Annotated in this window: 15 protein-coding genes and 5 pseudogenes; 7 read left to right on the top strand and 13 right to left on the bottom strand. The window is 60.9% G+C overall.

What is annotated here, in order from left to right:
• Nucleotides 1–109 precede the first annotated feature (109 nt).
• A pseudogene (locus tag L0976_RS27435) lies at nt 110–556 on the top strand (IS3 family transposase); the annotation flags it as partial.
• Between the two features lie 50 nt (nt 557–606).
• Nucleotides 607–878: pseudogene (locus L0976_RS27440) on the top strand (hypothetical protein); the annotation flags it as partial.
• A 48-nt stretch (nt 879–926) separates the two neighbouring features.
• Here the strand turns inward: L0976_RS27440 and L0976_RS27445 are convergent.
• The 5 genes and pseudogenes from L0976_RS27445 to L0976_RS27465 form a co-directional block, all read right to left on the bottom strand.
• Nucleotides 927–1,346 (bottom strand): type II toxin-antitoxin system VapC family toxin, encoded by a 420-nt coding sequence (locus L0976_RS27445; protein WP_234190413.1) that lies wholly within the window; start codon nt 1,344–1,346, stop codon nt 927–929.
• Entirely contained in the window at nt 1,343–1,597 is a 255-nt protein-coding gene (locus L0976_RS27450; protein ID WP_234190415.1) for a plasmid stabilization protein, read from the bottom strand. The genes L0976_RS27445 and L0976_RS27450 overlap by 4 nt, the downstream gene beginning before the upstream one ends.
• Before the next feature lie 405 nt (nt 1,598–2,002).
• A complete protein-coding gene (locus tag L0976_RS27455; protein ID WP_130520345.1) occupies nt 2,003–2,305 on the bottom strand; it encodes a DUF982 domain-containing protein in 303 nt (100 codons plus the stop codon).
• A gap of 106 nt (nt 2,306–2,411) precedes the next feature.
• A pseudogene (gene chrA / locus L0976_RS27460) lies at nt 2,412–3,458 on the bottom strand (chromate efflux transporter); the annotation flags it as partial.
• Between the two features lie 5 nt (nt 3,459–3,463).
• Nucleotides 3,464–3,910 (bottom strand): annotated as a pseudogene (locus L0976_RS27465) (chromate resistance protein ChrB domain-containing protein); the annotation flags it as partial.
• Here L0976_RS27465 and L0976_RS27470 point away from each other — a divergent pair.
• Both L0976_RS27470 and L0976_RS27475 read left to right on the top strand, forming a co-directional pair.
• Nucleotides 3,906–4,304, top strand: a pseudogene (locus L0976_RS27470) (sensor histidine kinase); the annotation flags it as partial. The pseudogenes L0976_RS27465 and L0976_RS27470 overlap by 5 nt on opposite strands.
• Before the next feature lie 94 nt (nt 4,305–4,398).
• The gene (locus L0976_RS27475) at nt 4,399–4,770 is read left to right on the top strand and encodes a response regulator (protein WP_234190416.1); all 372 of its coding nucleotides are present in this window, start codon (nt 4,399–4,401) and stop codon (nt 4,768–4,770) included.
• 137 nt (nt 4,771–4,907) lie between these two features.
• Here L0976_RS27475 and L0976_RS27480 read toward each other — a convergent pair whose 3' ends face one another.
• The 5 genes from L0976_RS27480 to L0976_RS27500 all read right to left on the bottom strand — a co-directional run bounded on the left by L0976_RS27480 (nt 4,908) and on the right by L0976_RS27500 (nt 17,321).
• Nucleotides 4,908–5,279, bottom strand: a complete 372-nt coding sequence (locus L0976_RS27480) for a hypothetical protein (RefSeq protein ID WP_234190417.1) — start codon at nt 5,277–5,279, stop codon at nt 4,908–4,910.
• Between the two features lie 158 nt (nt 5,280–5,437).
• Complete coding sequence (locus tag L0976_RS27485) at nt 5,438–7,354, bottom strand: ABC transporter ATP-binding protein/permease (RefSeq protein WP_370643880.1); 1,917 nt, start codon at nt 7,352–7,354, stop codon at nt 5,438–5,440.
• Between the two features lie 126 nt (nt 7,355–7,480).
• On the bottom strand, nt 7,481–7,933 hold the full coding sequence (locus L0976_RS27490) for a pyridoxamine 5'-phosphate oxidase family protein (RefSeq protein WP_234190426.1): 453 nt from the start codon (nt 7,931–7,933) through the stop codon (nt 7,481–7,483).
• 423 nt (nt 7,934–8,356) lie between these two features.
• Nucleotides 8,357–16,969, bottom strand: a complete 8,613-nt coding sequence (locus tag L0976_RS27495; protein WP_234190428.1) for a GH36-type glycosyl hydrolase domain-containing protein — start codon at nt 16,967–16,969, stop codon at nt 8,357–8,359.
• 100 nt (nt 16,970–17,069) lie between these two features.
• Nucleotides 17,070–17,321, bottom strand: coding sequence for a DUF1488 family protein (locus tag L0976_RS27500; protein ID WP_234190462.1), 252 nt, complete (start codon nt 17,319–17,321; stop codon nt 17,070–17,072).
• Between the two features lie 419 nt (nt 17,322–17,740).
• Between L0976_RS27500 and L0976_RS27505 the strand changes: the two genes are divergently transcribed.
• Nucleotides 17,741–18,082, top strand: a complete 342-nt coding sequence (locus L0976_RS27505) for a hypothetical protein (RefSeq protein ID WP_234190430.1) — start codon at nt 17,741–17,743, stop codon at nt 18,080–18,082.
• Between the two features lie 112 nt (nt 18,083–18,194).
• Here L0976_RS27505 and L0976_RS27510 read toward each other — a convergent pair whose 3' ends face one another.
• The 3 genes from L0976_RS27510 to L0976_RS27520 all read right to left on the bottom strand — a co-directional run bounded on the left by L0976_RS27510 (nt 18,195) and on the right by L0976_RS27520 (nt 19,135).
• Nucleotides 18,195–18,395, bottom strand: a complete 201-nt coding sequence (locus L0976_RS27510; protein ID WP_234190432.1) for a hypothetical protein — start codon at nt 18,393–18,395, stop codon at nt 18,195–18,197.
• A 56-nt stretch (nt 18,396–18,451) separates the two neighbouring features.
• The gene (locus L0976_RS27515; RefSeq protein ID WP_234190434.1) at nt 18,452–18,700 is read right to left on the bottom strand and encodes an acyl carrier protein; all 249 of its coding nucleotides are present in this window, start codon (nt 18,698–18,700) and stop codon (nt 18,452–18,454) included.
• A 144-nt stretch (nt 18,701–18,844) separates the two neighbouring features.
• Entirely contained in the window at nt 18,845–19,135 is a 291-nt protein-coding gene (locus tag L0976_RS27520; RefSeq protein WP_234190450.1) for a hypothetical protein, read from the bottom strand.
• Between the two features lie 402 nt (nt 19,136–19,537).
• Here L0976_RS27520 and L0976_RS27525 point away from each other — a divergent pair, with 402 nt between their 5' ends.
• A complete protein-coding gene (locus L0976_RS27525) occupies nt 19,538–19,891 on the top strand; it encodes a response regulator (RefSeq protein WP_234190451.1) in 354 nt (117 codons plus the stop codon).
• Nucleotides 19,892–19,980: 89 nt separating this feature from the next.
• A complete protein-coding gene (locus tag L0976_RS27530; protein ID WP_234190452.1) occupies nt 19,981–21,024 on the top strand; it encodes a sensor histidine kinase in 1,044 nt (347 codons plus the stop codon).
• Nucleotides 21,025–21,761 lie beyond the last annotated feature (737 nt).

Genomic DNA, 21,761 nt, shown 5'->3' on the forward strand with positions numbered 1-21,761 from the left:
ACGTCGCATTACCATGACGTTGCTATGGCCATGGGCCAAGCTTGAACAGAGAGCCGTATGCGCTGAAAGGTGCACGTACGGTTCGGGGAGGAGAAGCGCATCTGCGCTTCTTACTCCACTCCGGACCGCCGAGGGCTTCGCCTATCTCGCGGTCGTCATCGATCTCTATTCCCGCCGGGTTATCGGTTGGGCAATGCAGAGCCGTCAAACCACGGACGTCGTGCTGCAGGCGCTGCTCATGGCGGTCTGGCGGCGCAAGCCGAAGGGCGAGGTGCTGATCCACTCGGATCAGGGCTCGCAGTTCACCAGCATGGACTGGGCCTCGTTCCTCAAACACCACAATCTGGTTCACTCGATGAGCCGCCGCGGCAATTGCCATGACAACGCAGTGGCTGAGAGCTTCTTCAATCTTCTGAAGCGGGAGCGGATACGTCGCAGAACCTACCGTTCACGCGACGAAGCTCGTCAGGACGTGTTCGACTACATCGAAATGTTCTACAACCCGAAACGCAAACACGTCAGAAACGGGATGCTGTCGCCCGTCGAGTTCGAACGCTTGCAGAAAACATAGACCCGAGGGTGTCTACGAAACTCGGGGCTATTCAGCCTGCAGGAAAGTTCTCCGCGATCATCCGCAAGGTTTCGGATCACGTTCGGCTCGATCCAGCGGCCAAGCTGACCTTTGAAGTTAGTGACGGAAATCGACCGATGGCCCTCTACTGCGCATCGTCGCCGCGCATGGCCGGGGACAAAATCGAGGTGACGTTGGCCGCAAGACCGGCAAGCTGCAAACCCCGTGACCGGTGGTTAGTCGAGAAGGCTGCTGCAACAAATTCTTGCTGCGGCCTGCACCGACCAGTTCTAAGTGTTGCGCCTGAAAAGCGCTCTTGAAGGGATATGAACTCACGAAACCTACACAACTGTAGCTATCTCGACCAGGGATTGATCACCTTTAGTCCGGCAGCCTCGAAAGGGCGTGTGTCGCGAGTTGCGATCGCGAGGCCGTTTGCTGCCGCAATGGCCGAAATGTAACCGTCGGCCGTACCGATCGCTTTCCCAGCTATTCGAGCGCGTGCCATCAGTTCGGAAAAAAACTGAGATGCAGCCAGATCGAAGGACAGGATGCGATCGGAAAAGTGGGGCAGCACTTCATCCTCAAGGCGATCGCGAAGGATAGCTTGCCGTTTCCCCGAGGGCATCGCAGCGATCCCAAAGCGAAGTTCGGCAATCGTTATTGCCGAGAGGAACAGCGTTTCGATAGCTTGATCGTCCAACCAGGCGACTACGGCCTGATCGGGAACTGGCTTCCAAGGTTCGGATATTAGATTGGTGTCCAGCAAGATCATTCGAAGGTCATTGGTTCAACAGGTGTTTTGTCGCGACTTTTCTGCAGGGCTTCAATGTCGCTGTCGGAAAGCTCGGCGTCGCGACCAATAGCCGTCAGCAACGAACCGAGCTTCACCCGTTCAGGAGGACGAACAGCGGCTTCAATAATGTCACGAATCTCGGCTTCGGTGCTCCGGCCATGGTGAGCCGCTCGCACCCTCAGAGCACGATGCGTTTCGTCAGAAAGGTTTCGAACGGTGACTGCCGGCATTGATATCAACTCTACAGAAATGATGGCTGTGACATCAAAATATGAAAAACGCAGCAAAACTTCAAGAGGCTCAATAACGGAGCACCCTGATTGTTGAGAAACACCGCTGCGGGAACACGAATGCAGATTGTGCGGGTGACTCCGTATTAGTTCGATGAAATTTCTATGAGAGGCATGGCATGACGGAGGCCCATGTTCTCGACAAGAAAGTCGCCAAATGCGCGGATCAAGTAAGATGTGAACCTCGCCGATTATGGGCGGGAGCTTCATAAGCTAGACATCATCAGCCGTCTTCGCGACCGGTGCGCCGGCTAACTTGCAACGCTTGAGACACGCGGCAGCGGGATGTCGGTGGCGGCTAGCAAGAGAGGCTGCATCGGCAGCCTCTCCCGTTTGCAATAATTCTTATGCGGACAAGCGCCCGCCACCGGAGCGCGACCGGATCATCCACGGCATGACACCTGGAGATTTCACCAGAATGCCCTTCTTCTCTCCAAAAGAGCGAATTGCATTGCGTCCAGTCTTTACGGGTTTATGACCGTCGAAGGCCATGTAGCAGGTTTTCAATGCCGCGTCGTGAACGATGTCACGATCTCTTTCAGGCCATTCTTCCAAAAAATCGATGGCGTCTTCCAGGCACGTTATCTCTCGGATCAGTTCCCTGCGTTCCCTCAGATATACGGGTCTATCAAATACCTTCGAGTTCATCTCTACCTCACTGAAAACGTTGGTGATCAACAAGGGTGGTGTCGGGATCGAGCACCGAGCGAAGATGTATTTTTGCAGGTTTTCAGTTTCAAGATCAGTCTCAGCAGGTCGTCAGGATCGCGCCCAGCGTCGCCGCCGTCAGCGCAGACAGTGCCCCCGGATCGCGATAGGCCGCGAGAAAACCGACAAACTGCGTCACCATGATGAGAGGACCAGGCGTCGTCTCGGCCATGCCAAGGCCGTCTAGCATTTCACCCGGACGAAGCCAGCCGTAGTGTTCCACCGCAGCCTGGGCGACGTAGGCGAGCACGGCATAGGCGCCCCCGAAGGTTACGACGGCCATCTGGCTGAAGAACAGGCCGACCTTCGAGAACACGTTGTTCCAGCCGAGCGTGAGAACCAGCGCGGCGACGGGAATGAGCCAGAGCGCCGCCAGAGCGCCGGAGGTCTTGAGCGACCAGGCGAGATTGGGCCTGGCGTGATGCGGGATATCCTCGCCGAGAACGGAATCCCTGTCTTCGAGTATCTTGCCCGATCCCGACTTGTGCCCACCGCCTGCCTTGAACGCGGGAAGCCCTGTCAATCCCCCGATGTAGCCGACAAGCCCGGCCGCGACGATGATCAGCGGAAAGGGCACCTGCAGGAAGAAGATGGCGAAGAAGGCCGCCGCCGCCATGGCGACCATGACCTTGTTTTTCAGCGCCCGGCCGCCGATCCGGAAGACCGCCTGGACGACCACGGCGAGGACCGCGCATTTCAGTCCGAAGAACAGCCCCTCGATTGCGGTAACGTCGCCGAAGATCACATAGATGTAGCTGAGCGCCATGATGGCGAGAAAACCCGGCAGAACGAACAGCAGGCCGGCGATCATGCCGCCCTTGGTCTTGTTGAGAAGCCAGCCGATATAGATGGCGAGCTGGTGGGCTTCCGGCCCCGGCAGCAGCATGCAGTAGTTGAGCGCATGCAGGAAACGGTGCTCGCCCACCCAGCGCTTCTCGTCGACGACGATGCGGTGCATCACGGCAATCTGGCCGGCCGGGCCACCGAAGCTGAGCGCGGCCACACGTGCCCATACCTTCACGGCTTCGGAGAGCGGAACGATGTCTTCGCCGGGTACATCCAGGCGGACGCTGGTCTTTGCAAGGTCGGTCATGGTGTTCACGCCTTCCTCGGGTTGGGCCAGTTGTGCGTCTCGTCGGTCGCGTCCCGGCACCATCTGTAGAAGGCATCGTAGAACGTCATGCCCGCCGCGAGCTGTTCGAGATCGTCGTTGAACATGCGCGACAGGCCGAGCGAGGCGGCAAGCAGCCCCGGCACTTCGGGGGCAAGGTCGGGTCTCGACGTATCGGCTCCCCGGACGATCGTCGCGAGGCGGAGCATGGGGTCGGTTACCAGGCCGAACTCCTCGACCATGACGTCGAAGGTGCAAAGCTCGCCGCGGTGGCTCCAGTAGACCGCCTCGATGTCAAAGGGCGTGGCGTTGAAGCGATCGGCGACAGCGGCGACCTCGGCGGCAGGCACGAACAGGAAGACCGCGGACGGGTCGACGAAGCGCCGGATCAACCAGGGACAGGCGATACGGTCGATCTTCGGCCGCGCGCGGGTTTGCGAAAGCCTCGGCGCGTCAATGATCGCGGACGACGACCGGCTTTCGATATCGGTGAACGTGGATGACAGCGTGGTAGAGGCCGACGTTTCTGTCAGCCTCGGGCTCATCGTGACAGAATTGGTGATCAACGCGCTCAAGCACGCCTTCCCGGGGCAACAGATCGGCACGATCGTCATCGACTATTGCTCGACAGGCAGCGACTGGACGCTTTCCGTCGCTGACGACGGCATCGGTATGCCGACCGGCAGCCTTGCCCCAAAATCTGGCCTGGGGACCGGCATCGTAGAAGCGCTTGCCAGGAACCTGGAGAGTGAAATCCAGGTGAGCGACGCAAATCCCGGCACCGCCGTGATCATCAGGTACCGAGGAAACGCGCGCCGCCAAACCTAACTTCCAGCCGCCGCCTCGGAACGTATCTACAATTGGAACGCTCTATCAGGGAGCGGACAGGCTTCGCTTCAAACGATGCCCTGATGAGGCTCAGATGTTCAACGGCAAGGCGGTCATCCTCGTGGTCGAAGACAGTGCACTCATCCGGATGAGCGCCGTCGATCTGGTGCTATCTGCCGGTTACGAGGCCCTTGAGGCCCGGGACGCCGACGAGGCCATTCGCATCCTTGAAGCGAGAGCGGACATCGACCTGGTGTTCACGGATGTACAGATGTCAGGAACGATGGACGGCATCAAACTGGCGCACTACATCCGCGATCGATGGCCGCCGGTGAAGTTGATCGTCGCGTCCGGCCAAGCAATCATCGAAGACAGCACCCTGCCAACGGGTAGCCGGTTCTTCGCGAAACCCTACGAAGATCACGCAATCGCAGACGCGATTGCCCGTATGCTGTCGAGCCCATAGGGAGACCCGTGCATCCCGGAGGCACATCCACACAACAAACCCGGCACCTTCGACTGAGAAAATTGCCGGCTCCATCCTTCTTTCGTTAAAACTGCGAGCGATCCGAAGACCGCCCGTTCAAAGGATCGCGGATTTGATTACTTGGCCAGATGCCAAACGCCCCCGACGCCGTCGCCATTGGCTTCACCGGCCTTCTTGTCCTCGGCATATGTGTAGAGCGGCTTGCCTTCATAGGCCCACATCTCCATGCCGTCCGCCGCTTTGACCAGCGACCATTCTCCTTCCGCCTTGGCGTTCGCGGCAGCGTGGAATGCCGGCCATTTCTTCAGGCAATCCGCATCGCAGTTGGATTTGCCTTTGGCATCCTTGTCGAAGGTGTAGAGGATCATCCCCTTTTCGTCGGCCAAGGCCTTGCCCATTTTGGTGTCGACCATCTTGGCAGGCTCGGCTGCGAAAGCCGACCCGCCCAGAGCAGACACCAGGCCGATCGCAATCAACATCGTTCTCATGATATTCTCCAATTCGGGAGTGCCGGCGGAATGCCAGTAGCGCCCGATTTAACGAGGAGAAACCCAACAAGGGTGGAAGAGGTTCCATTTGGAATCACCCAATCGGGCCGATCAAAAACGGCATCGGGCGTTGAAAATTTGAACCGGCCCAACTGCCGTCACCCCGCCTCCGCCTGACGCCACGCCGCGATGGGTGTTTTTTCCGCCCTGCCGTTTTCGACGGCGAGCACGCTGTCGAAGAAATCGGCGCCGCTCGCGGATCGTATGGGCGAAACGTCGTGCATGACGGCGATCACCGTCGCCTCCGGGCAATGATCCCTGATCGCCTGATGGAAAGCGTATACGGCCTGGGTATCGAGCGCGCTCGTTGCCTCGTCGAGAAACAGGAGGCCGGGCCGGAGCAAAAGGATCCTGGCAAGGACGAGCTTCTGCTTTTGGCCTCCGGACAGGAGCAGGTCCCAGCTTTGGCCGTCGCGGCCATCCTTCAGGAGTTCGTCGATGAGTTCGCCGAGCCCCGCCTCGTGCAACGCCACCGCGACACGCGTATCCGGGTAGTCCTCGGCCGCATCCGGAAGACAGACGAGATCCTTCAAGGATACGGCCTGAAGCTTGACGTCCTGGGCGGCATACAGCGTCCTGACATGCCTCGGCATTGCGATCGTGCCACGCCCATGCGCCCATAGACCGTTGATCGCCTTGAGAAGCGAGGTCTTGCCGCTCCCCGATTCGCCAACAACCAAGGTCCATTCGCCCGGCAGGAACCGTAGATCGGCGGCGGCCAGAAAAGGAAGATCGGCGCCCGCATGCAGAAGTTCGATCCGCCGAAGAGCGAGGCCGAGCGCGGAATCCTGCTTGGTATACTGGAATTCGTACAGCCCGGTTTGCGAATAGAACGCCTCGGGCCGCTGAACGGTTTCGATCGCCTCCGCGAGATCGGTTATGCGGCGGGCGTTCGCCCTGAGCGTCGCAATGTCGGGCATGACGTGAATAAACCACGAGCACTCGTTGATGAGTGCATTCGCCAACTCGGCACCCGTAACGTAGTGCTGCAGGCTGACCTTGTTGTCCATGTAGGGAAGCAGGCCCGGCGCATAGGCGACGATCCGCGAGCCGATGAAATTGTGGACGAGCTCGAACCCCAAATAGCCGGCAGTCACCCGGTTCAGGCTGGCCCAGGTTTTGTCGATGTCGAGATACCGACGCGCATTGACGACCTTCTGGGCCCTTTCGCCATGTAGGACGGCAACATGGAAGCTGCGATGCAGCAGGGTGTTCAGTTCGGCGCGGTAGCTGCCCTCGGCCCATTGCATACGCACCGACAGGCGCTGGAGGATCCCGCCGAGTTTCGCGGCGACGACGGTGTTGAGCGACACGTATATCGCGACCGCCGCGAAGGCCAAACATGCGCTGCCATAGCTGCCCAGGAACGCGAGCCCTCTGACATGGCTCGACATCTCGATGAGCTTGCTGCCGACGAAGCCAAGGGACAGCACGACGCCGGCAATGCCCATCGCGAGCCCGATTGCGCCCCCGGTCATGCCTTTGATCGATTCCTGGACGCGTTGATCGACATTGTCAGGCGCGGGGGTAGCCGATCCGGCCGCGTCGGATCCGAATTGCTGAAGATGGAAATGCGTGTGGTTGGTATCGAGCAGGGCTTCGTTGAAGCGTCGGTCGAGCCATTCGCGCCACTTGCGGTGGAGCGTGGTCGAAAAGAAATGGCGGACTGCCGTGAAACACACGTCCTTCATGATCGCGATCGCGGCAAGCGTTGCCGCTGTTGTCAACAGGGCCGTGGGCGTGGTGGGTGTGGTCGGATGGTGGAAATTGGCGATCCGGTTGATCAGTTCGCCCGAGGTGACAGCGAACCAGACGCTGGCCTGGGCGGACAATGCCGTCAGCACAAGGATGGCGCATGTCAGTCCCCAGGCCTCGCGCCAGCTTTCGGAAAACCAGTAGGCGCGCATCAGGCCCCAGAAGCTGCGCATTGACGAAACCGGGCTTGTGTGGCCGCGCGTCTCGCCGCCGATCATCCTTCTGACGGATGAGCCTATTCGCCGGGCATGACTGCGCATGGCGACTTCATCTCCCCGAACCGATGCAAGCAGAAATCTGGCGCAGGCGCCGCAGTTGTCAAATCGAGACGACGAGCCGAGCGCCGAGACCTTGAGGCTCGCTCACATGAATACCCCCGCCTGCCGTCAGGCCATCGTTGCTTGCCGCCCCGACAATGTGTCGATCTCCACGCGATAGAAGACCGGCCGCGTTCGCGCATCCGGATGCGCAACCCCTGCAGGCTTGTAGGCGCCCGGTTCCCACCAGTTGCCGCGCTCCTGCAGGAGCTGCCAGGCGCGCATATGTTCGCCATGGTCCTTTTCGTCGTCAGGCAATTCCCGATAGAGGCCCTCCAGAAGGACGCTTTTCCATTCCTCCGAGGTCACCAGCTGTTCGACCTGCACGCAGACGCGCGGATTGAAGCGAAGGCTGTCGATCTTCTTTCCCGGCAGTGAAAAACTGTAGAAGACGCGTTTCTGATAGACGTAGCGGATCGGCACGACATAGGGCCGGTTACCGGAGATACATCCCAGATGGCCGATGGAGTTCGTCGAGAGCGTGGCCTCGCATTCCGCCCTTGTCATATCCCGCAAAATCACTTCGACCTCCCGGCATGGCTGCCATGGAAAGCGGGGCGATGGACGTCCGCCGCCTGCAATCGATTTTGCGCCTTTTCAGGCGTTGTGGCAAACAGCGGCAACACGGCGGGTTTGCTCTGGAACAAGGGCGGTCATGGAGCGTTGAGGTGAAGTGAAGTGCCGTCCGCACATGCCACCTACGGCAAGACGATCACGAGCACTCACCGGAGCCTGTCATGGACATCACCACCCTTGTTATCATCCTCCTTGTCGTCGTTCTCTTGGGCGGCGGCTTTTATGGCCGTGGGCGCTGGTATTGAGCCACATCGTTCCCTATGCCCGGCCTGCGCTAGCGAGCCGGGCAATCCAGCCTCGAACACCAAGCTCGCCGTTTGTACCGTGATAAATTCTAGGCGGACGCGACTTTCGAGCTTCATCGACAGCTCATTCAACCAGCACCAGAACATGCCTGTCACCATCCACGGGCAAACGTATCGGGCCGCCGGCGTGGGGCAATGAAGAGCCGTCCAACGTCGCGGAGGGTGGTTGATCGGAAGCCCGTCTGACCTCGATATTGTAGCAAGTGTCTCCCAATTTGACCGTCACCTCGACCTGCAGCCATGATGCCGGCAGGCAAGGGTCCATCACGAGCACTCCGCCTTCCCGGCGCAGGCCGAGGATGCCCTCGATGCCGGCACGGTACATCCAGGCGGCGGAGCCGGTGTACCATGTCCAGCCGCCGCGCCCGATATGCGGCGCGACCGAATAGACGTCGGCGGCCACCACATAGGGTTCGACCTTGTAGCGCAGTACTGCCTCCGGCGTGCCTGCATGGTTGATCGGGTTGAGGAGCGCGAAGAGATCGTGTGTCTTGTCGCCCTCCCCCAGCCGGGCGAAAGCGAGGATCGCCCACATGGCAGCGTGGCTGTACTGGCCGCCGTTCTCACGCAGGCCCGGCGGATAGCCCTTGATGTAACCCGGGTCACGCGGAGTTGCGTCAAAAGGTGGTGTGAAGAGAAGGGCAAGCCCCTCCTCTTGGCGGATCAGATGGCGCTCCAGCGACGCCATGGCGGCGGCGGCGCGGGCGGGATCGGCAGCGCCGGATAGAACCGCCCAGGTCTGGGCGATGCTGTCGATCCGGCATTCGTCATTGTCCTTCGATCCCAGCCATGAGCCATCATCGAAGGTGGCGCGCCGGTACCAGGCCCCGTCCCAGGTTTCCTGTTCAATGGAAGCCTTGAGATTCTCTGCATGCGCCTTCCAGTGTGCGGCTCGTTCGGGGTCGCGGCTCTCCGCAAGCGGCGCGAACAAGTCGATTGTGCCGATCAGCATCCAGCCGAGCCAGACGCTTTCCCCTTCACCGCCCTCGCCGACCCGGTTCATGCCGTCGTTCCAGTCGCCGGTGCCAATCAGGGGCAGGCCATGACGGCCGGTGAGCGTGACGGCCTGGTCGAGGCCACGGGCGCAATGCTCGAAGAGAGAGGCGGTTTCACCGGAAGGCGTCGGCTGGAAGAAGACATCGTGTTCTCCTTCGCCGAGGACGGGTCCATCCAGGAACGGAATGACCTCATCGAGGATCGCCGCGTCTTCGACCGTTCCGACATAGGTCGCGGTGGCGAAGGCGAGCCAAACGCGGTCGTCGGAAATCCGCGTGCGAACACCCGCGCCCGAATGGGGCAGCCACCAATGCTGCATGTCGCCTTCCGCAAACTGCCGCCCGGCGGCCCGCAGGATGTGCGCCCGCGTCTCCTCCGGTAGAGCGAAGGCCAGCGCCATACCGTCCTGCAACTGATCACGGAAACCATAGGCACCGCTTGCCTGGTAGAAGGCCGAGCGCGCCCAGATGCGGCAGGCGAGCGTCTGGTAGAGCAGCCAGCCGTTCAGCATGATATCCATCGCCCGGTCCGGCGTCCTGACCTGCACGGTCTGCAGAAGCGTCTGCCAATGCGTCGTCACGTCGGCAAGAACCGCGCCGAGATCGGCGGCGCGGTAGCGGGTGATCAGCGCGCCGGCCTCCTCTGCCGAAGCGGCCTCGCCAAGAAAGGAGACGAGTTCGATGCTCTCGCCCGGGTCGAGATCGATCGTGCATTGCAATGCGGCGCACGGATCGAGACCCGCGCCGACCTTGGCGCCGAGGGGCTTTCTTCTTGTAAGCGCCGCCGGTCGCGCGGAGCTGCCGCCCCGCCCGAGGAATTCCGCGCGGTCGCCGGTCCATGCGGTCTGCCGGCCGCCGAGATCGGCAAAGGCGATGCGACCGGGAAAACCCATGGCCGATCGATTGCTGGCGAAGATCGCCCCCGTCCCGGCATCGAGAGATGTTGCGATGAACGGCGCACTTGCACCGCGCAGGGTGCCGAGCACCCATTCGGCATAGCTCGTGACCGACAGGCGGCGCGGTCGGGACGAATGGTTGGTCAGCGTCAGCCGCGAAATGCGGATGGGATCGGCAAGCGGCACATAGGAGAGCAGGTCGCTTTCGATCCCGTGCGCCCGATGCGCGAAACGGCTATAGCCGAAGCCGTGACGCGCCACATACCGTCCGTTGTCCCGAATCGGCTGGGCCGTCGGGCTCCAGAGCTCCAGCGTCTCCTCGTCGCGGATGTACAGCGCCTCGCCGGAGGGGTCACCGACCGGGTCGTTGGACCATTGGGTGATCTGGTTCTCACGGCTGTTTTCCGCCCAGCTATAGGCGCTGCCGTCCGCCGACACTTGGAAACCGAAGGCGGGATTGGCGATGACGTTGATCCAGGGCATCGGGGTCGTGGCACCGTTTTCCTGCACGGTCACATATTCCGTGCCATTCTTGCCGAAGCCTCCCAGCCCATTGAAAAATTCCAGGTCTTCCGGTGACGTGACCATCTCGGCCGAGGATTTCGACGGAAAGCGTAGCGGCAACGGAGCCAGGCGGTCGCTGCCGGCGGAAAGCCTCGCCAGTTGATCGGCGATCAGGCCACGATGGGCGGACAGCACGACGCGCGCGGTGGCGTTCAGCAGGTTTTTCGTCTCCTGGTTCAGGAAATCGGCGCGCAGCACATGCACCGCGCCCTGCGCCGGCATGTCGCCGAAACGTGGGCGGGACTGGCTGGAGCGCACGGCGGCCTCCACGGCGTTCTGCAAGTCCTGCACATAGGAGGCGGCACGTTCGTTGACGATCACCAGATCGACGGCGAGCCGCTTGATGCGCCAGTATTCGTGCGCGCGCAGCATCTGGCGCAACTGCGGAAGGTCTTCGGCATCCTCGATGCGCAGGAGCACGATCGGCAGGTCGCCCGAGATGCCGTAGGGCCAGAGGCCGGATTGCGGGCCGGCACCGGCGAGAATGGCATTCGAGGCGGGGCGAAACCGTGCGTCGGCATAGAGGATCGGCGCGGCAAGGCGCTGGAAGTCCGCCGCCTCCTCAAGGTCCATGTCGAGATGGTGAAGCTGCACCTGCGCCTGGGTCCAGGCGAGCGTCTTCGCCCGCTCGAAGGCGCTCCTGTCGTGGTGCTTATCGATGCGTTCAAGAAGCTCTTCTCGCGATCGTGCGACGACCGTCCAGAAGGCAATGCGCGCCACTTTGCCAGGAAGCACCCGCACGCTGCGGCGTAGCGCGAAGATCGGATCGAGCACGGTTCCCGCGGTGTTGGACAGTGCCTGCCCGTCATGAATGGCGGCGGCCGTGGCGATGGTGCGGCCGCGGCCCAGGAAACGGGCGCGATCGGATTCGTATTGCGGATCGGCAATCGTATCGCCCTCGACCACGGTGAAGTGGGCCGCCCAGATCTCCGCCTCCGAGGGCGTGCGGCGGCGGCGCGTGGCGATGAGCGCGCCGTATTCGGCCAAATGCTCGGTCTCGACGAACATCTTGGCGAAGGCGGGATGCGCGTTGTCGGTTGCCGGCGTGGCAAGCACCAGTTCGGCATAGGAGGTCAGCTCGATCTCGCGCGCCCGCCGCCCGCTATTGGTGAGGCAGATCCGGCGCACCTCGCCGTCATCTTCGCCGGAGACGATGACATCCATCTCCGTCGTCAGCGTCTCGTCATGGCGAATATATTGCGCGTGATCCTCGCCGAAGACCACCGAGGCCTCGGCCCTGTCGCCCGTTGCCAGGGGGGTGGGTGAAAAGACCGTGCCGGTCTGCATGTCCCTGAGGAAGATGAAGGCGCCGCAATCGTCGCGGGTCGCATCCTCGCGCCAGCGCGTGACGGCGATATCGCGCCAGCGGCTGTAGCCGCCGCCTGAGGCCGTCAGCATGACCGCATAGCGCCCGTTGGACAGGAGATGCGTTACCGGCGCGCCGGCGACGGGCAGCGACAGCCGGCGCACCGACGGCGCCGGGTTCAGCGAAATTCCTGCGGAGGCCTTGACCTCCTCGGCGCGCGGCCGGGCGATCGCCACATCGCGCGGCATGCGCTCCGACAGCAGGAGTTCGCTGGCCATGATCATCGGCTCACGGTGGAACCGCGCCCGCATACGCCCGTCCTGCAGGAGGACGGCGATGGCGACGATGGTCATACCCTGGTGGTGGGCCATATAGCTGCGGATGATCTCGACGCGGGCGTCTTCTGGCAGGCGGGCGCGGGTGAAGTCCAGAGCCTCGTAGAAGCCGTGCACGCCGCGCGCGCCAAGGGATTCGAGATGCCGGTAGTTTTCGAGCGCAGCATGGGGATCGACCATGGCGGCAAGGCCGGTGGCATAGGGGGCGATGACAATGTTGCCTGACAGCCCGCGCTTGAGGCCGAGCCCCGGCACGCCGAAGTTGGAATATTGATAGGTGAACTCGATGTCACGCGCATTGAAGGCGGATTCCGATATGCCCCAAGGCACGTGCCGCGACCGCCCATAGGCCTCCTGCCGTGCGACGATCAGCCTGTTCGTGTCGTCGAGCAGGCTTCCCGCCGGTGCGCGCATCACGAGCGACGGCATGAGATATTCGAACATCGAGCCCGACCAGGAGATCAGCGCCGAGCCGCTGCCGAGCGGCGTCGCCGCCCGGCCGAGGCGGAACCAATGGCGCGTGCTGATATCGCCCTTTGCGATGGCGAAGAAGCTCGCAAGCCGGGCTTCCGAAGCAAGAAGGTCGTAGCAGTTCGGGTCGAGCCCGTTGTCGGCGAGCGAATAGCCGATGGACAGGAGCTTCCTGTCGGGATCGAACAGAAAGGCGAAATCCATGTCGAGCGCCATGGTGCGGGCTGTGTCCGCAAGCGCCTGAAGCCGGGCTTTCACGGAGGCGGCATCATCGCGGAAGACCTGTCGGTCGCGCGCGGCCTGTGTGACGGATCGGGCGAGCGCGCCGATCCAGAACGTAAGATCGGCGGCCGTGCCGTCATCGGCAGGTGTTGCCTGCTCGGCCAGTTTCAAGGCCTTGTCAAGAAGCCGTGTCAATGCCGGTGTTGCGGCCTCGATGGATTGGGGGCCACGCACGAGGGCTTCAGCCTCGTCGAGAATGGCTGTCAGGCTGGCACCGGGATTGCCGGCCGTCTCGCCGAGAGCCATGCGGGCGAGCGCCAGCATATCACCGAAACCCTCCCCGTCTTCCGCCGGCGGCGTCCCGGCCCACTCCTCGCAGGCATTCGCAAACGCGATCAGGTGGCCGGCGAGATTGCCGCTATCGACGGAGGAGACATAGGCGGGAGCGAGGGTTCTGAGATCGCGCGTATCGTACCAGTTGAAGAAATGTCCGTTGAAACGATCAAGCCGCTTGAGCGTAGAGAAAGTCGCTTCCAACCGTTCAAGCGCTTCAAGGGTACCCACCCAGCCGAAGTCGCGCGCGGCGACCGTCGAGAGAAGATAGAGGCCGATATTGGTCGGCGAGGTGCGGTGGGCGATGGCGGGCAGCGGGGTTTCCTGGAAATTGTCCGGCGGCAGCATGTTTTCCAGCGGGGTAACAAAGGTCTCGAAGAACCGCCATGTGCGTCGCGCGACGAGCCGGAGTTCCGCCGCATCAGCATCCGAAAGCGCCCGGCCCGGCCGTGCTGTCGGCGACCGGCTGACCCAGAGCGCGATGGCGGGCGCGGCCGACCAGAGGAGCGCCAGCAGCAGAGCCAGAGGCCAGGCGGCCGGCGAAAACGCGACGGCAGCAGTGAGAAGGATCAGCGCGGTCGCCGTGCCGCCCGCCATGTCGCGGTAGAAGCCGGCAAGCGTCAGCCGTGTCCGGTTTCCGGACGTCGCGGCGGTCGTCCACTCCAAGAGTTTCCTGCGCGTCACCATCAGCCGGCCAGCGGTTCTGAGCACGGCGTCGCAATTGCGCCATGCCTGATCGGGCAGGAAGGAGAGGCCAAGCGCGGCCTGCATCGCGGCGAGCTTGATGTCGCCGGCAAGTCTGACGGCATGGCTGCTCAGTTGCAGGCCACTGCGGCGCGGCAGGATGGCGAAAACCACCGGCAGGAAGGCGGGAAAGACGATGCATGAAGCGACCAGCAGCGCCGCGGTCACGCCCGCCTGCAACGGCATCGCGCAACAAGCCACGAGCGCCGCGAATGTCGATGGCGCGATGAGGGTGCGGCGCAGATTGTCTAGCATCTTCCAGCGGCCGAGGGCGGGAAGTGCCCGCCGCTCGAATATCCACGGCAGCAGCTGCCAGTCGCCGCGCGTCCAGCGGTGCTGGCGCCGGGCGGCGACGTCGTAGCGCGACGGAAAATCGTCGACCACCTCGACATCGGAGGCGAGCCCCGCCCGCGCGAACGTGCCCTCGAAAAGGTCGTGGCTGAGAAGGGTATTCTCCGGGATGCGGCCGGCTAGTGCCGCCTCGAAGGCATCGACATCATAGATGCCCTTGCCGGTATAGGAGCCTTCGCCGAACAGGTCTTGATAGACGTCGGAAACGGCCGCCGCATAGGGATCCATGCCGCCGGGTGCGGAAAAGACCCGCTGGTAGAGCGAGCCCTCGCGGCCGATGGGAAGCGACGGGGTGACGCGCGGCTGGATGATCGCATAGCCATCGACCACCCGCTGCTGCTCCGCGTCAAAACGCGGCCGGTTGAGGGGATGCGCCATCTTGCCGATCAGCCGCAGGACTGTGTCGCGCGGCAGTTTCGTATCCGCATCGAGGGTGATCACATAGCGCACGTCCGGCGGGACGGACAGCGGCTTTCCGCCAACCGCCATGAAGCTGGTGTCGGTGGCGCCGCGCAGCAGGCGGTTGAGCTCGTGCAGCTTGCCGCGCTTGCGCTCCCAGCCCATCCAGAGGGTCTCGCCGGCATTGAACCGGCGCTTGCGGTGCAAAAGCAGGAAGCGGTCGCCGGAAGGACCCGGCCCGTGCCGGTGATTGAGGTCAGCCATGGCCTCGACAGCGAGCGCGAGAAGCACGCCATCGCCCTCGACGGTCTCCTGCGAGGCATCCTTCCCGTCTGTCAGCAGGGCAAAGCTCAGGTCGCCGCCCGCGCCCGAGAGATGATGGACCTCCAGCCGCTCGATCTGCTCCAGCAGGTCGGCACGATTGCTCAGGAGCGTCGGCACGACGACCAGCGTGCGTGACGACGATGGGACACCCTGCGCGAGTTCCAGTCCCGGCAGGCCGGTCGCGCCGTGGCTCCAGCTCACGAAGCGGTTGACGAGCGCCGTCGCGATATCGCTTGCCGGCAACAGCGCCAGCACCGCGAAGACGATCACGCCGGGCGCCGAGAGACCAATGATGGACAGCAGCCATAGCGCAAGCGCCAGAAGCATCGCCGTCATGAACCCGATCGCCGCGGCATAGCCGGCAATGCCCGTGCGCGCCGCCAACCGCCCGGCGATCAGGTGCCGGGGCTGGCGGAACCCGATCGTGCGCTCGAAGGCCGGCCGCCCTTCCGCGATCAGGTGGTAGCCCGGATCCGCGACACGTTCGGCCTGCGAGGCGGTATCGTCTGTGACCGCTGCGGTCTGTGCCGCTTTCACCGCCTGCCCGGCAATGTCGAGTTCCGACAGGTCCGAGCCGCGGGCGAGGTCTTCGATGGCGCTGCGATAGAGGTTGCGCGTAGCGAAATCCATGCGGGCGAAGCTGCTGTCGGCCGATAGGCGGGCATCGACGAGGCTGACCTTTTCAAAAAGGTCGGCCCAGTCAACATCACTGATCAGCCGCATGCTGGTGATGATGTTCCTGATCGTGACATTCGAAGCGCCTTGGCGCTGTTGGGCATGCCGCACCACGGCATCCACCGAGCTGTCCTGACTTGCTAGCCGCGCCTCCAGCCAGCCATGCGCCGGCGTCGTGTTGGGATCCTGGTCGCGCAGCCGTTTGGCAAGCTGGGCTGCGAAGAGCTCGGGCAAGGGCTCGGCAGAAACCTTCTCAAGCGCGCTGCTGCGACCCTCGTCCGCCAACAGCCGGTCGGCCAGTGCATCCGCTTCCGCACGCATGCGGCGCCCGGCGGTGATCTGATCGGCAAGCCTGCGCAGGTTCTCGACCAGCACGATGCGCAGGGTGATCGCCACGGCCCACAATTCGCCGATCGTCAGGGGTTGGACCTTTTGATAGGCAGCGATGAAGCGGACGAGCGATTCGGGATCGAAGTGGCTGTCCGTGTGCGCGACGAAGGCCCATGCGATGCCGAACACGCGTGGATATCCGGCGAAGGGCCCCTTGGCGAGTTTTGGCAGCTGCCTGTAATAGTTGGGCGGCAGGTCGTCATGAATCTCGCGGATCTGCTCCTCGACCAGATGGTAGTTGTCCAGCAGCCATTCGGCCGCCGGCACGATGCCGCGCTCATTCTCCACCTCCAGGGCGCTAGCGCGGTAGGCGGCAAGCAGGACAGCAGCGTTGCTCTTCAGGCGCTTGTGCAAGGATTGTACGGATGGTGGCCGCTTCGTTACCGGTTGGGCAAGCGCAAGGGTCGCGGCGTGCTGCTCGAGTCTTTCGATGCCGAAAAGTTCTTCGCGCACCGGCGCCGGATCGTTCCACGGCGCCCGCGACGTTCCGCCGAACGCGAAAGCAAGCGAGCGAAGGCCGCCTTCGCGTTTCCCGCCGGCAATCACCTGCAGTTCGGGGATGGACTTGGCACCCGTCTCGGGATAGGACGCGGCTTTGGCAACGACCCTTTCCACCACCGCGGTTTCCGAGTTGCCGGCGTCTTCGACGCCACGCTTCTGGTTTCTGACCATGACATTTCCTTCGCCCGGACACGGCCAAGCAGCCGGCCGGCAAGGCCGGCGGTCATTGTGCGATTGAGGGTCGGCGAGGCGCGCTAGCGCATCCTGCGGATCAACCGAAATCGGCGCGCGTCAGGACATAGATCGGCCGGCGAGCGCCGGAATAGGCGCGCCGCGCCGCCTGGTAGACAGAGACGCGGGCATCGTCGAAAGCCCTGAGATAACCGGCTTCGGACGTTACTCCCGGAAACAGGTCAGCGCCCGCGAAGAACGGGATCTCAAACATGCCGTCATGACCGATAAAGCGGATACGCTTGCCGGCCTCCTCATAGCTTCGGCTCTGGTTTGGAAAACTGAGACTCATGGAAAGCTCCTCGTGGTGGGTGGGTGCCTCTTCGATACGAAAAGCCACCATGGCTCCGGAGATATTCTCGCCGGCGCTCTTTGAAAAAAGGTACATCATCTTTTTATCCAAAAACCTGATGAAGGCTGCATAAAATTCCGATCACCCAAAGAAAAAATAAAGTTCATTACTGTAAATTTGCATCAGCAGCCCATGAGTTTATGCGTTTCTCGATTATATTAATTATATCACAAAAATTGAAATTCTGAGTTTTTATTTTGCGACGGGAAAACAGAAAGGAATTTTAAATGAAAACATTAATTTCATTTGCTTTATGCACGTTGAGGCGCACACTGCAACTGTCCGGATTGCCATTGGCTCCAGGTCCGAGCGCGGGCCTTTATCGATCCCGATAATCATCGATTATAGGGAGTAAAGTCATGTCATTCAGTCTGAATACGGAAAAAGCAAAACCCTACATGGTGGGTTTCGTTCTCGGCCTCGTGGCTGCGCCGCTCATCGCCTTCAATGCGGGATGGGTTTCGACCAGCAGTGCACGCGCCGAGGCGGTGAGAGCCGCGCGGGTAGAGACCCTTGCAGGCATATGCTCCGCCACGGCCGGCCGCATAGCCACGGCCGCGAGCACCGATCTGGCAACCGTCAAGGGATACGAAAACCGTGCAAAGCGGGATGAACTCGTCGCCGCCGCAATGGCCGATATCCAGGTGCCGGCGGATCTTCTCAGTAAGGTCACTTTCGATTGCGGGCGCACTTTGTCCTGATAAGCACTGAACTCACAAGAGCGAAGCTGAAGGCGTTTTCGCCTTCGGCTTTCGGTTGGAGTTATTCGTGAATTTCAAGCAGGCGGCCGCCCAACCACACCTGCCTCCGTTGCTACTTTCGCTTCAACCTCGGCAAGTGCGCAGGATTGACCACCTCTTTCGCCAGGCGAAGCGGGCGCAACTTCTCGGTCTTCTTTTCCCGCATTGCTGCCTCCTGGTCGATGATCCTCCAGGCGACCGAGTTGGTCTCCGAGGCCTTTTTATCTGCAGTAGTTTGTGTCGGCTTGAAAAACCGTTCGCTATTCGCTGTCATCCGTCAACTCCTTCACCCCGCAACGACTGATCGTCATCCAGGCGTCCGCTTATCTTTCACGACTGTGAGGCGACCACGAAGTCGATGGCGTCCCGAACCGTCAGGAATTCCTCGGCTGGCTCATCAGGAATGGCGATGCCGAACTCGTCTTCGATGAGCATCACGATTTGGACCATCTCCAGGGAATCAGCGCCCAGGTCATCGACAATTGAAGCATCATCGACGACCTTCGATTTCTCGACGGCCAACTGTCCAATGATGATGTTTTTCACACGCTCGGCAATATCGGCTCTTCCGTCTTCCATGGCGAGGTGTCCTGATGAAGAATAATTACTGGGACGATGCCGGCTGACGTGACTGGGAGGGATGAAGGCGATCATAGCGGCTTTGGTCCGGGCGGTAGGCCCAAACAAACCCGACCGTCAAAACCAATGCGACAAGGATCGCTGTCAGGCGATCGGGCATCGTGGCCACCCAGCGGTGGAACCGCCCTCGTTTTCCCAAACCTCGACACCGGCGCGCTGTTCTTGCGCGCGGGCTTTGCGGGATAGAGGATAGTTTCCGGCATCGATCGTCGCCGACTTGATCAATCGGATAAGATTTGCCGCATCCTCATTCTTTGTTTCCTGTCCAGGCACAAGGCTGTGGGTCTCATAGTCGGCGTTCTTGAGAATCTGCCGGAGGACTGTTCGGCGGTGCGTTCCCGGAATATCGGGTCCTTTGAAGATGAGGATTACCATAGCCACCCCTCCATGAGGAGGACGAGGATCATCGTCAGGCTGGCTGCAAAAAACACATAGCCGCCCGCGGTGGTCCATACATGTCTTTGCTGTTTGTGGAAGAATGCGGAAGACATTGAGTCCTCCTTCATTTCAGGGCCAGGGTAACCAACCCTCAAACAGCAGCGCCCTTATCAATGGCTGCTGGAACATCGACCTTGCGCCCGATACCTAGCATTGGCAAGTCCTCAATTGCGGTCGTTTCGTGCCGGCAGCGCGCCAAGGTAGGCGGTCTACGGATGAGAAGGCGAAGTACTGTTCGCCATCGATGACTTTCGGCAAGGGCGCCAATCACGGTGACCTTGGTCAAAGACGGAACGTTGCGCGGTTCCAGGGGTTGGTGAGCATTGGCAGGAGAATATCGTGCGCAAAGTTCTGGTTGTCGAAGACGAAGTGCTGATCCGCTTGACATTGGTTGACGCACTGCATGAGGCGGGCTTCGATGTTCTAGATACCGGCTCGGCAGAGCATGCTATCGAGATCATAAACGAGCAGACGATCCATCTGCTTTTCACAGACATCCAGTTGCCAGGCAAGCTAACGGGCCTTGATCTCGCCCATAGAGTTTTCGAGCGTTTTCCCGATGCCGGGATTATCGTGGCGTCGGGCCGGATACAGCCGATGAGCACGGATTTACCGCCTGCGGCAAAGTTCTTTTCAAAACCATTCGGCTTCGACGAGATCATCGCGTGCTTCAAAGCAATGAACCGTCCCTAGATTTCGGCCGCATTCCAAATGCACATATATGACTGCGCAAGCGATATGATCCGTGGCATAACGTGCTGGGCGGAGTTCGAGATATCTTCATGAAGATCGCAGTCGATACCGGAACGATTTCCTCCCGGGAGCGCTTCCTTGAAGCGATCGTGCAGAGCGCGATCGACTACGCCATCATATCCATGGATCTCGACGGCCTCGTGACAAGCTGGAACGAAGGCGCGGTAAAGATACTTGTCTGGAAAGCCGAGGACATGATCGGAAAACCGGCCACGGTCTTCTTCACGCAGGAAGACAGGGAAAATGGCGTTCCGCAGAAGGAGATGACCGCTGCCCTCAACCGGGGCCGGGGCAATGACGAGCGATGGCATCTGCGCGCCGATGGCACGATGTTCTGGGCCTCGGGCGAGATGATGGCGTTGCGCGCGCCCGACGACAAGATCATCGGCTTCATCAAGATCCTTCGCGACAGGACTGGGGAACGCGAACGGGAGGAACGTGAGCGCCTCCTCATGCACGAGCTCGCCCACCGCATGAAGAATACGCTGTCTGTCGTTCAGGCGATCGTGACGCAATCCTTGAGGAATGCGGTTTCACTGGACGATGCGAGCGACAAGCTTCAGCTGCGTATTGCAGCCTATGCCAAGGCCCATGAAATCCTGCTGCAGAAAGATTGGGTAAGTGCGACGCTCGCGGATGTCATGGCCGCCGCCCAGATGAATATCGGGTTGGACGGGAGCTCCCGTATCAGGGCAGATGGACCTGATATCCGGCTAGGACCCCAAGCGGCCCTATCGTTCGCAATGGTTTTCCACGAACTGCTCACCAACGCTTCGAAATACGGAGCCCTGTCAAACGAAGAGGGGCATGTCGAGATCTCTTGGGACCTAGAGCACCGCGATGGAATGGAGACACTCATCGTGTGCTGGCGGGAGTTAAATGGCCCGCGCATTGTCAATTTCGAACCGGACCGCAAGGGTTTTGGTTCGCGCCTCATCGTTTCTAGCCTGCAAGCCTTTGGGGAGGCATCCGTTTCCTACCGGCAAGAAGGGTTCGTCCTCCTTGCCGTGTTACCGCTCGCGAAACTTCAGCTCCAAAACGACTTGTCGGCAATTGAAAATGCGCCGTACTGAGACGATCACGTCGCTCTTCTAAATATTCAGAACCTGTTGGCCCTCAGGAACGATTTGAATCTCCCATCCTCCTGGCACTTGCAGAAGCAACCAACAAAAAAGGCCGGGGCGAAACCGCACCGACCTTCCTCATCATCGCTTGTCTACAAGTGCCAGTACATCCGTGGTCAAAAGCATGAAGCGATGACAGAAATTGCGAGCAACAGAGATTCTCCAGCGCTCATAAGCAATTCTGACAATCAATATATAGATACTAATTATGTCAAAAACAAGTGCAATCGGCATATCTTATTAAATATTACAAAAGGAAAAAGAGCTGAATCTCTAAAATACAAAAACCATTCGTTGCTAAAGAAGGGAAACGGGTTCACTGTAATTATTCCAGCAGCCATTTTACGGGCGCTGCTGTTTGAGGGTTTGTTACCCTGGCCCTAAGCGAGGAGGACATCATGTCTTCCCTATTTCATCTACCGAAGAAACACGATTTCGCGACGTTAGCCGGTTACGCCTTATCCGCGGCTAGCTTTGCATTAATCGTCTACATCCTGATCGAGGGATGGCTTTGATGGTTTTCAGCGCAATGACGGCGGAAAGGTGGTGCTCAAGATGACCGAAATGCGGATTCCGAGCTGAAGCCGGCCGGCATTCCGATCAATTACCGGCCACCATTCCGATTTGAAGCCGGCCACAATTCCAATCAATTACCGGCCGTTTTTCGGCTCTAACGATACCCCTTG

Origin of the sequence: Shinella sp. NM-101 (assembly GCF_021401195.1) — a bacterium.
In the GTDB taxonomy this organism is placed as follows: Bacteria; Pseudomonadota; Alphaproteobacteria; order Rhizobiales; family Rhizobiaceae; genus Shinella.

Bases quoted from the DNA above. Each gene is read 5' to 3' on its own strand.
- L0976_RS27480 (WP_234190417.1), bottom strand. From the start codon at position 5,279: ATGAGAACGATGTTGATTGCGATCGGCCTGGTGTCTGCTCTGGGCGGG.
- L0976_RS27530 (WP_234190452.1), top strand. From the start codon at position 19,981: ATGAAGATCGCAGTCGATACCGGAACGATTTCCTCCCGGGAGCGCTTC.
- L0976_RS27475 (WP_234190416.1), top strand. From the start codon at position 4,399: ATGTTCAACGGCAAGGCGGTCATCCTCGTGGTCGAAGACAGTGCACTC.
- L0976_RS27515 (WP_234190434.1), bottom strand. From the start codon at position 18,700: ATGGAAGACGGAAGAGCCGATATTGCCGAGCGTGTGAAAAACATCATC.
- L0976_RS27505 (WP_234190430.1), top strand. From the start codon at position 17,741: ATGTCATTCAGTCTGAATACGGAAAAAGCAAAACCCTACATGGTGGGT.
- L0976_RS27455 (WP_130520345.1), bottom strand. From the start codon at position 2,305: ATGAACTCGAAGGTATTTGATAGACCCGTATATCTGAGGGAACGCAGG.
- L0976_RS27510 (WP_234190432.1), bottom strand. From the start codon at position 18,395: ATGACAGCGAATAGCGAACGGTTTTTCAAGCCGACACAAACTACTGCA.
- L0976_RS27495 (WP_234190428.1), bottom strand. From the start codon at position 16,969: ATGGTCAGAAACCAGAAGCGTGGCGTCGAAGACGCCGGCAACTCGGAA.
- L0976_RS27520 (WP_234190450.1), bottom strand. From the start codon at position 19,135: ATGGTAATCCTCATCTTCAAAGGACCCGATATTCCGGGAACGCACCGC.
- L0976_RS27445 (WP_234190413.1), bottom strand. From the start codon at position 1,346: ATGATCTTGCTGGACACCAATCTAATATCCGAACCTTGGAAGCCAGTT.
- L0976_RS27485 (WP_370643880.1), bottom strand. From the start codon at position 7,354: ATGCGCAGTCATGCCCGGCGAATAGGCTCATCCGTCAGAAGGATGATC.
- L0976_RS27500 (WP_234190462.1), bottom strand. From the start codon at position 17,321: ATGAGTCTCAGTTTTCCAAACCAGAGCCGAAGCTATGAGGAGGCCGGC.
- L0976_RS27450 (WP_234190415.1), bottom strand. From the start codon at position 1,597: ATGCCGGCAGTCACCGTTCGAAACCTTTCTGACGAAACGCATCGTGCT.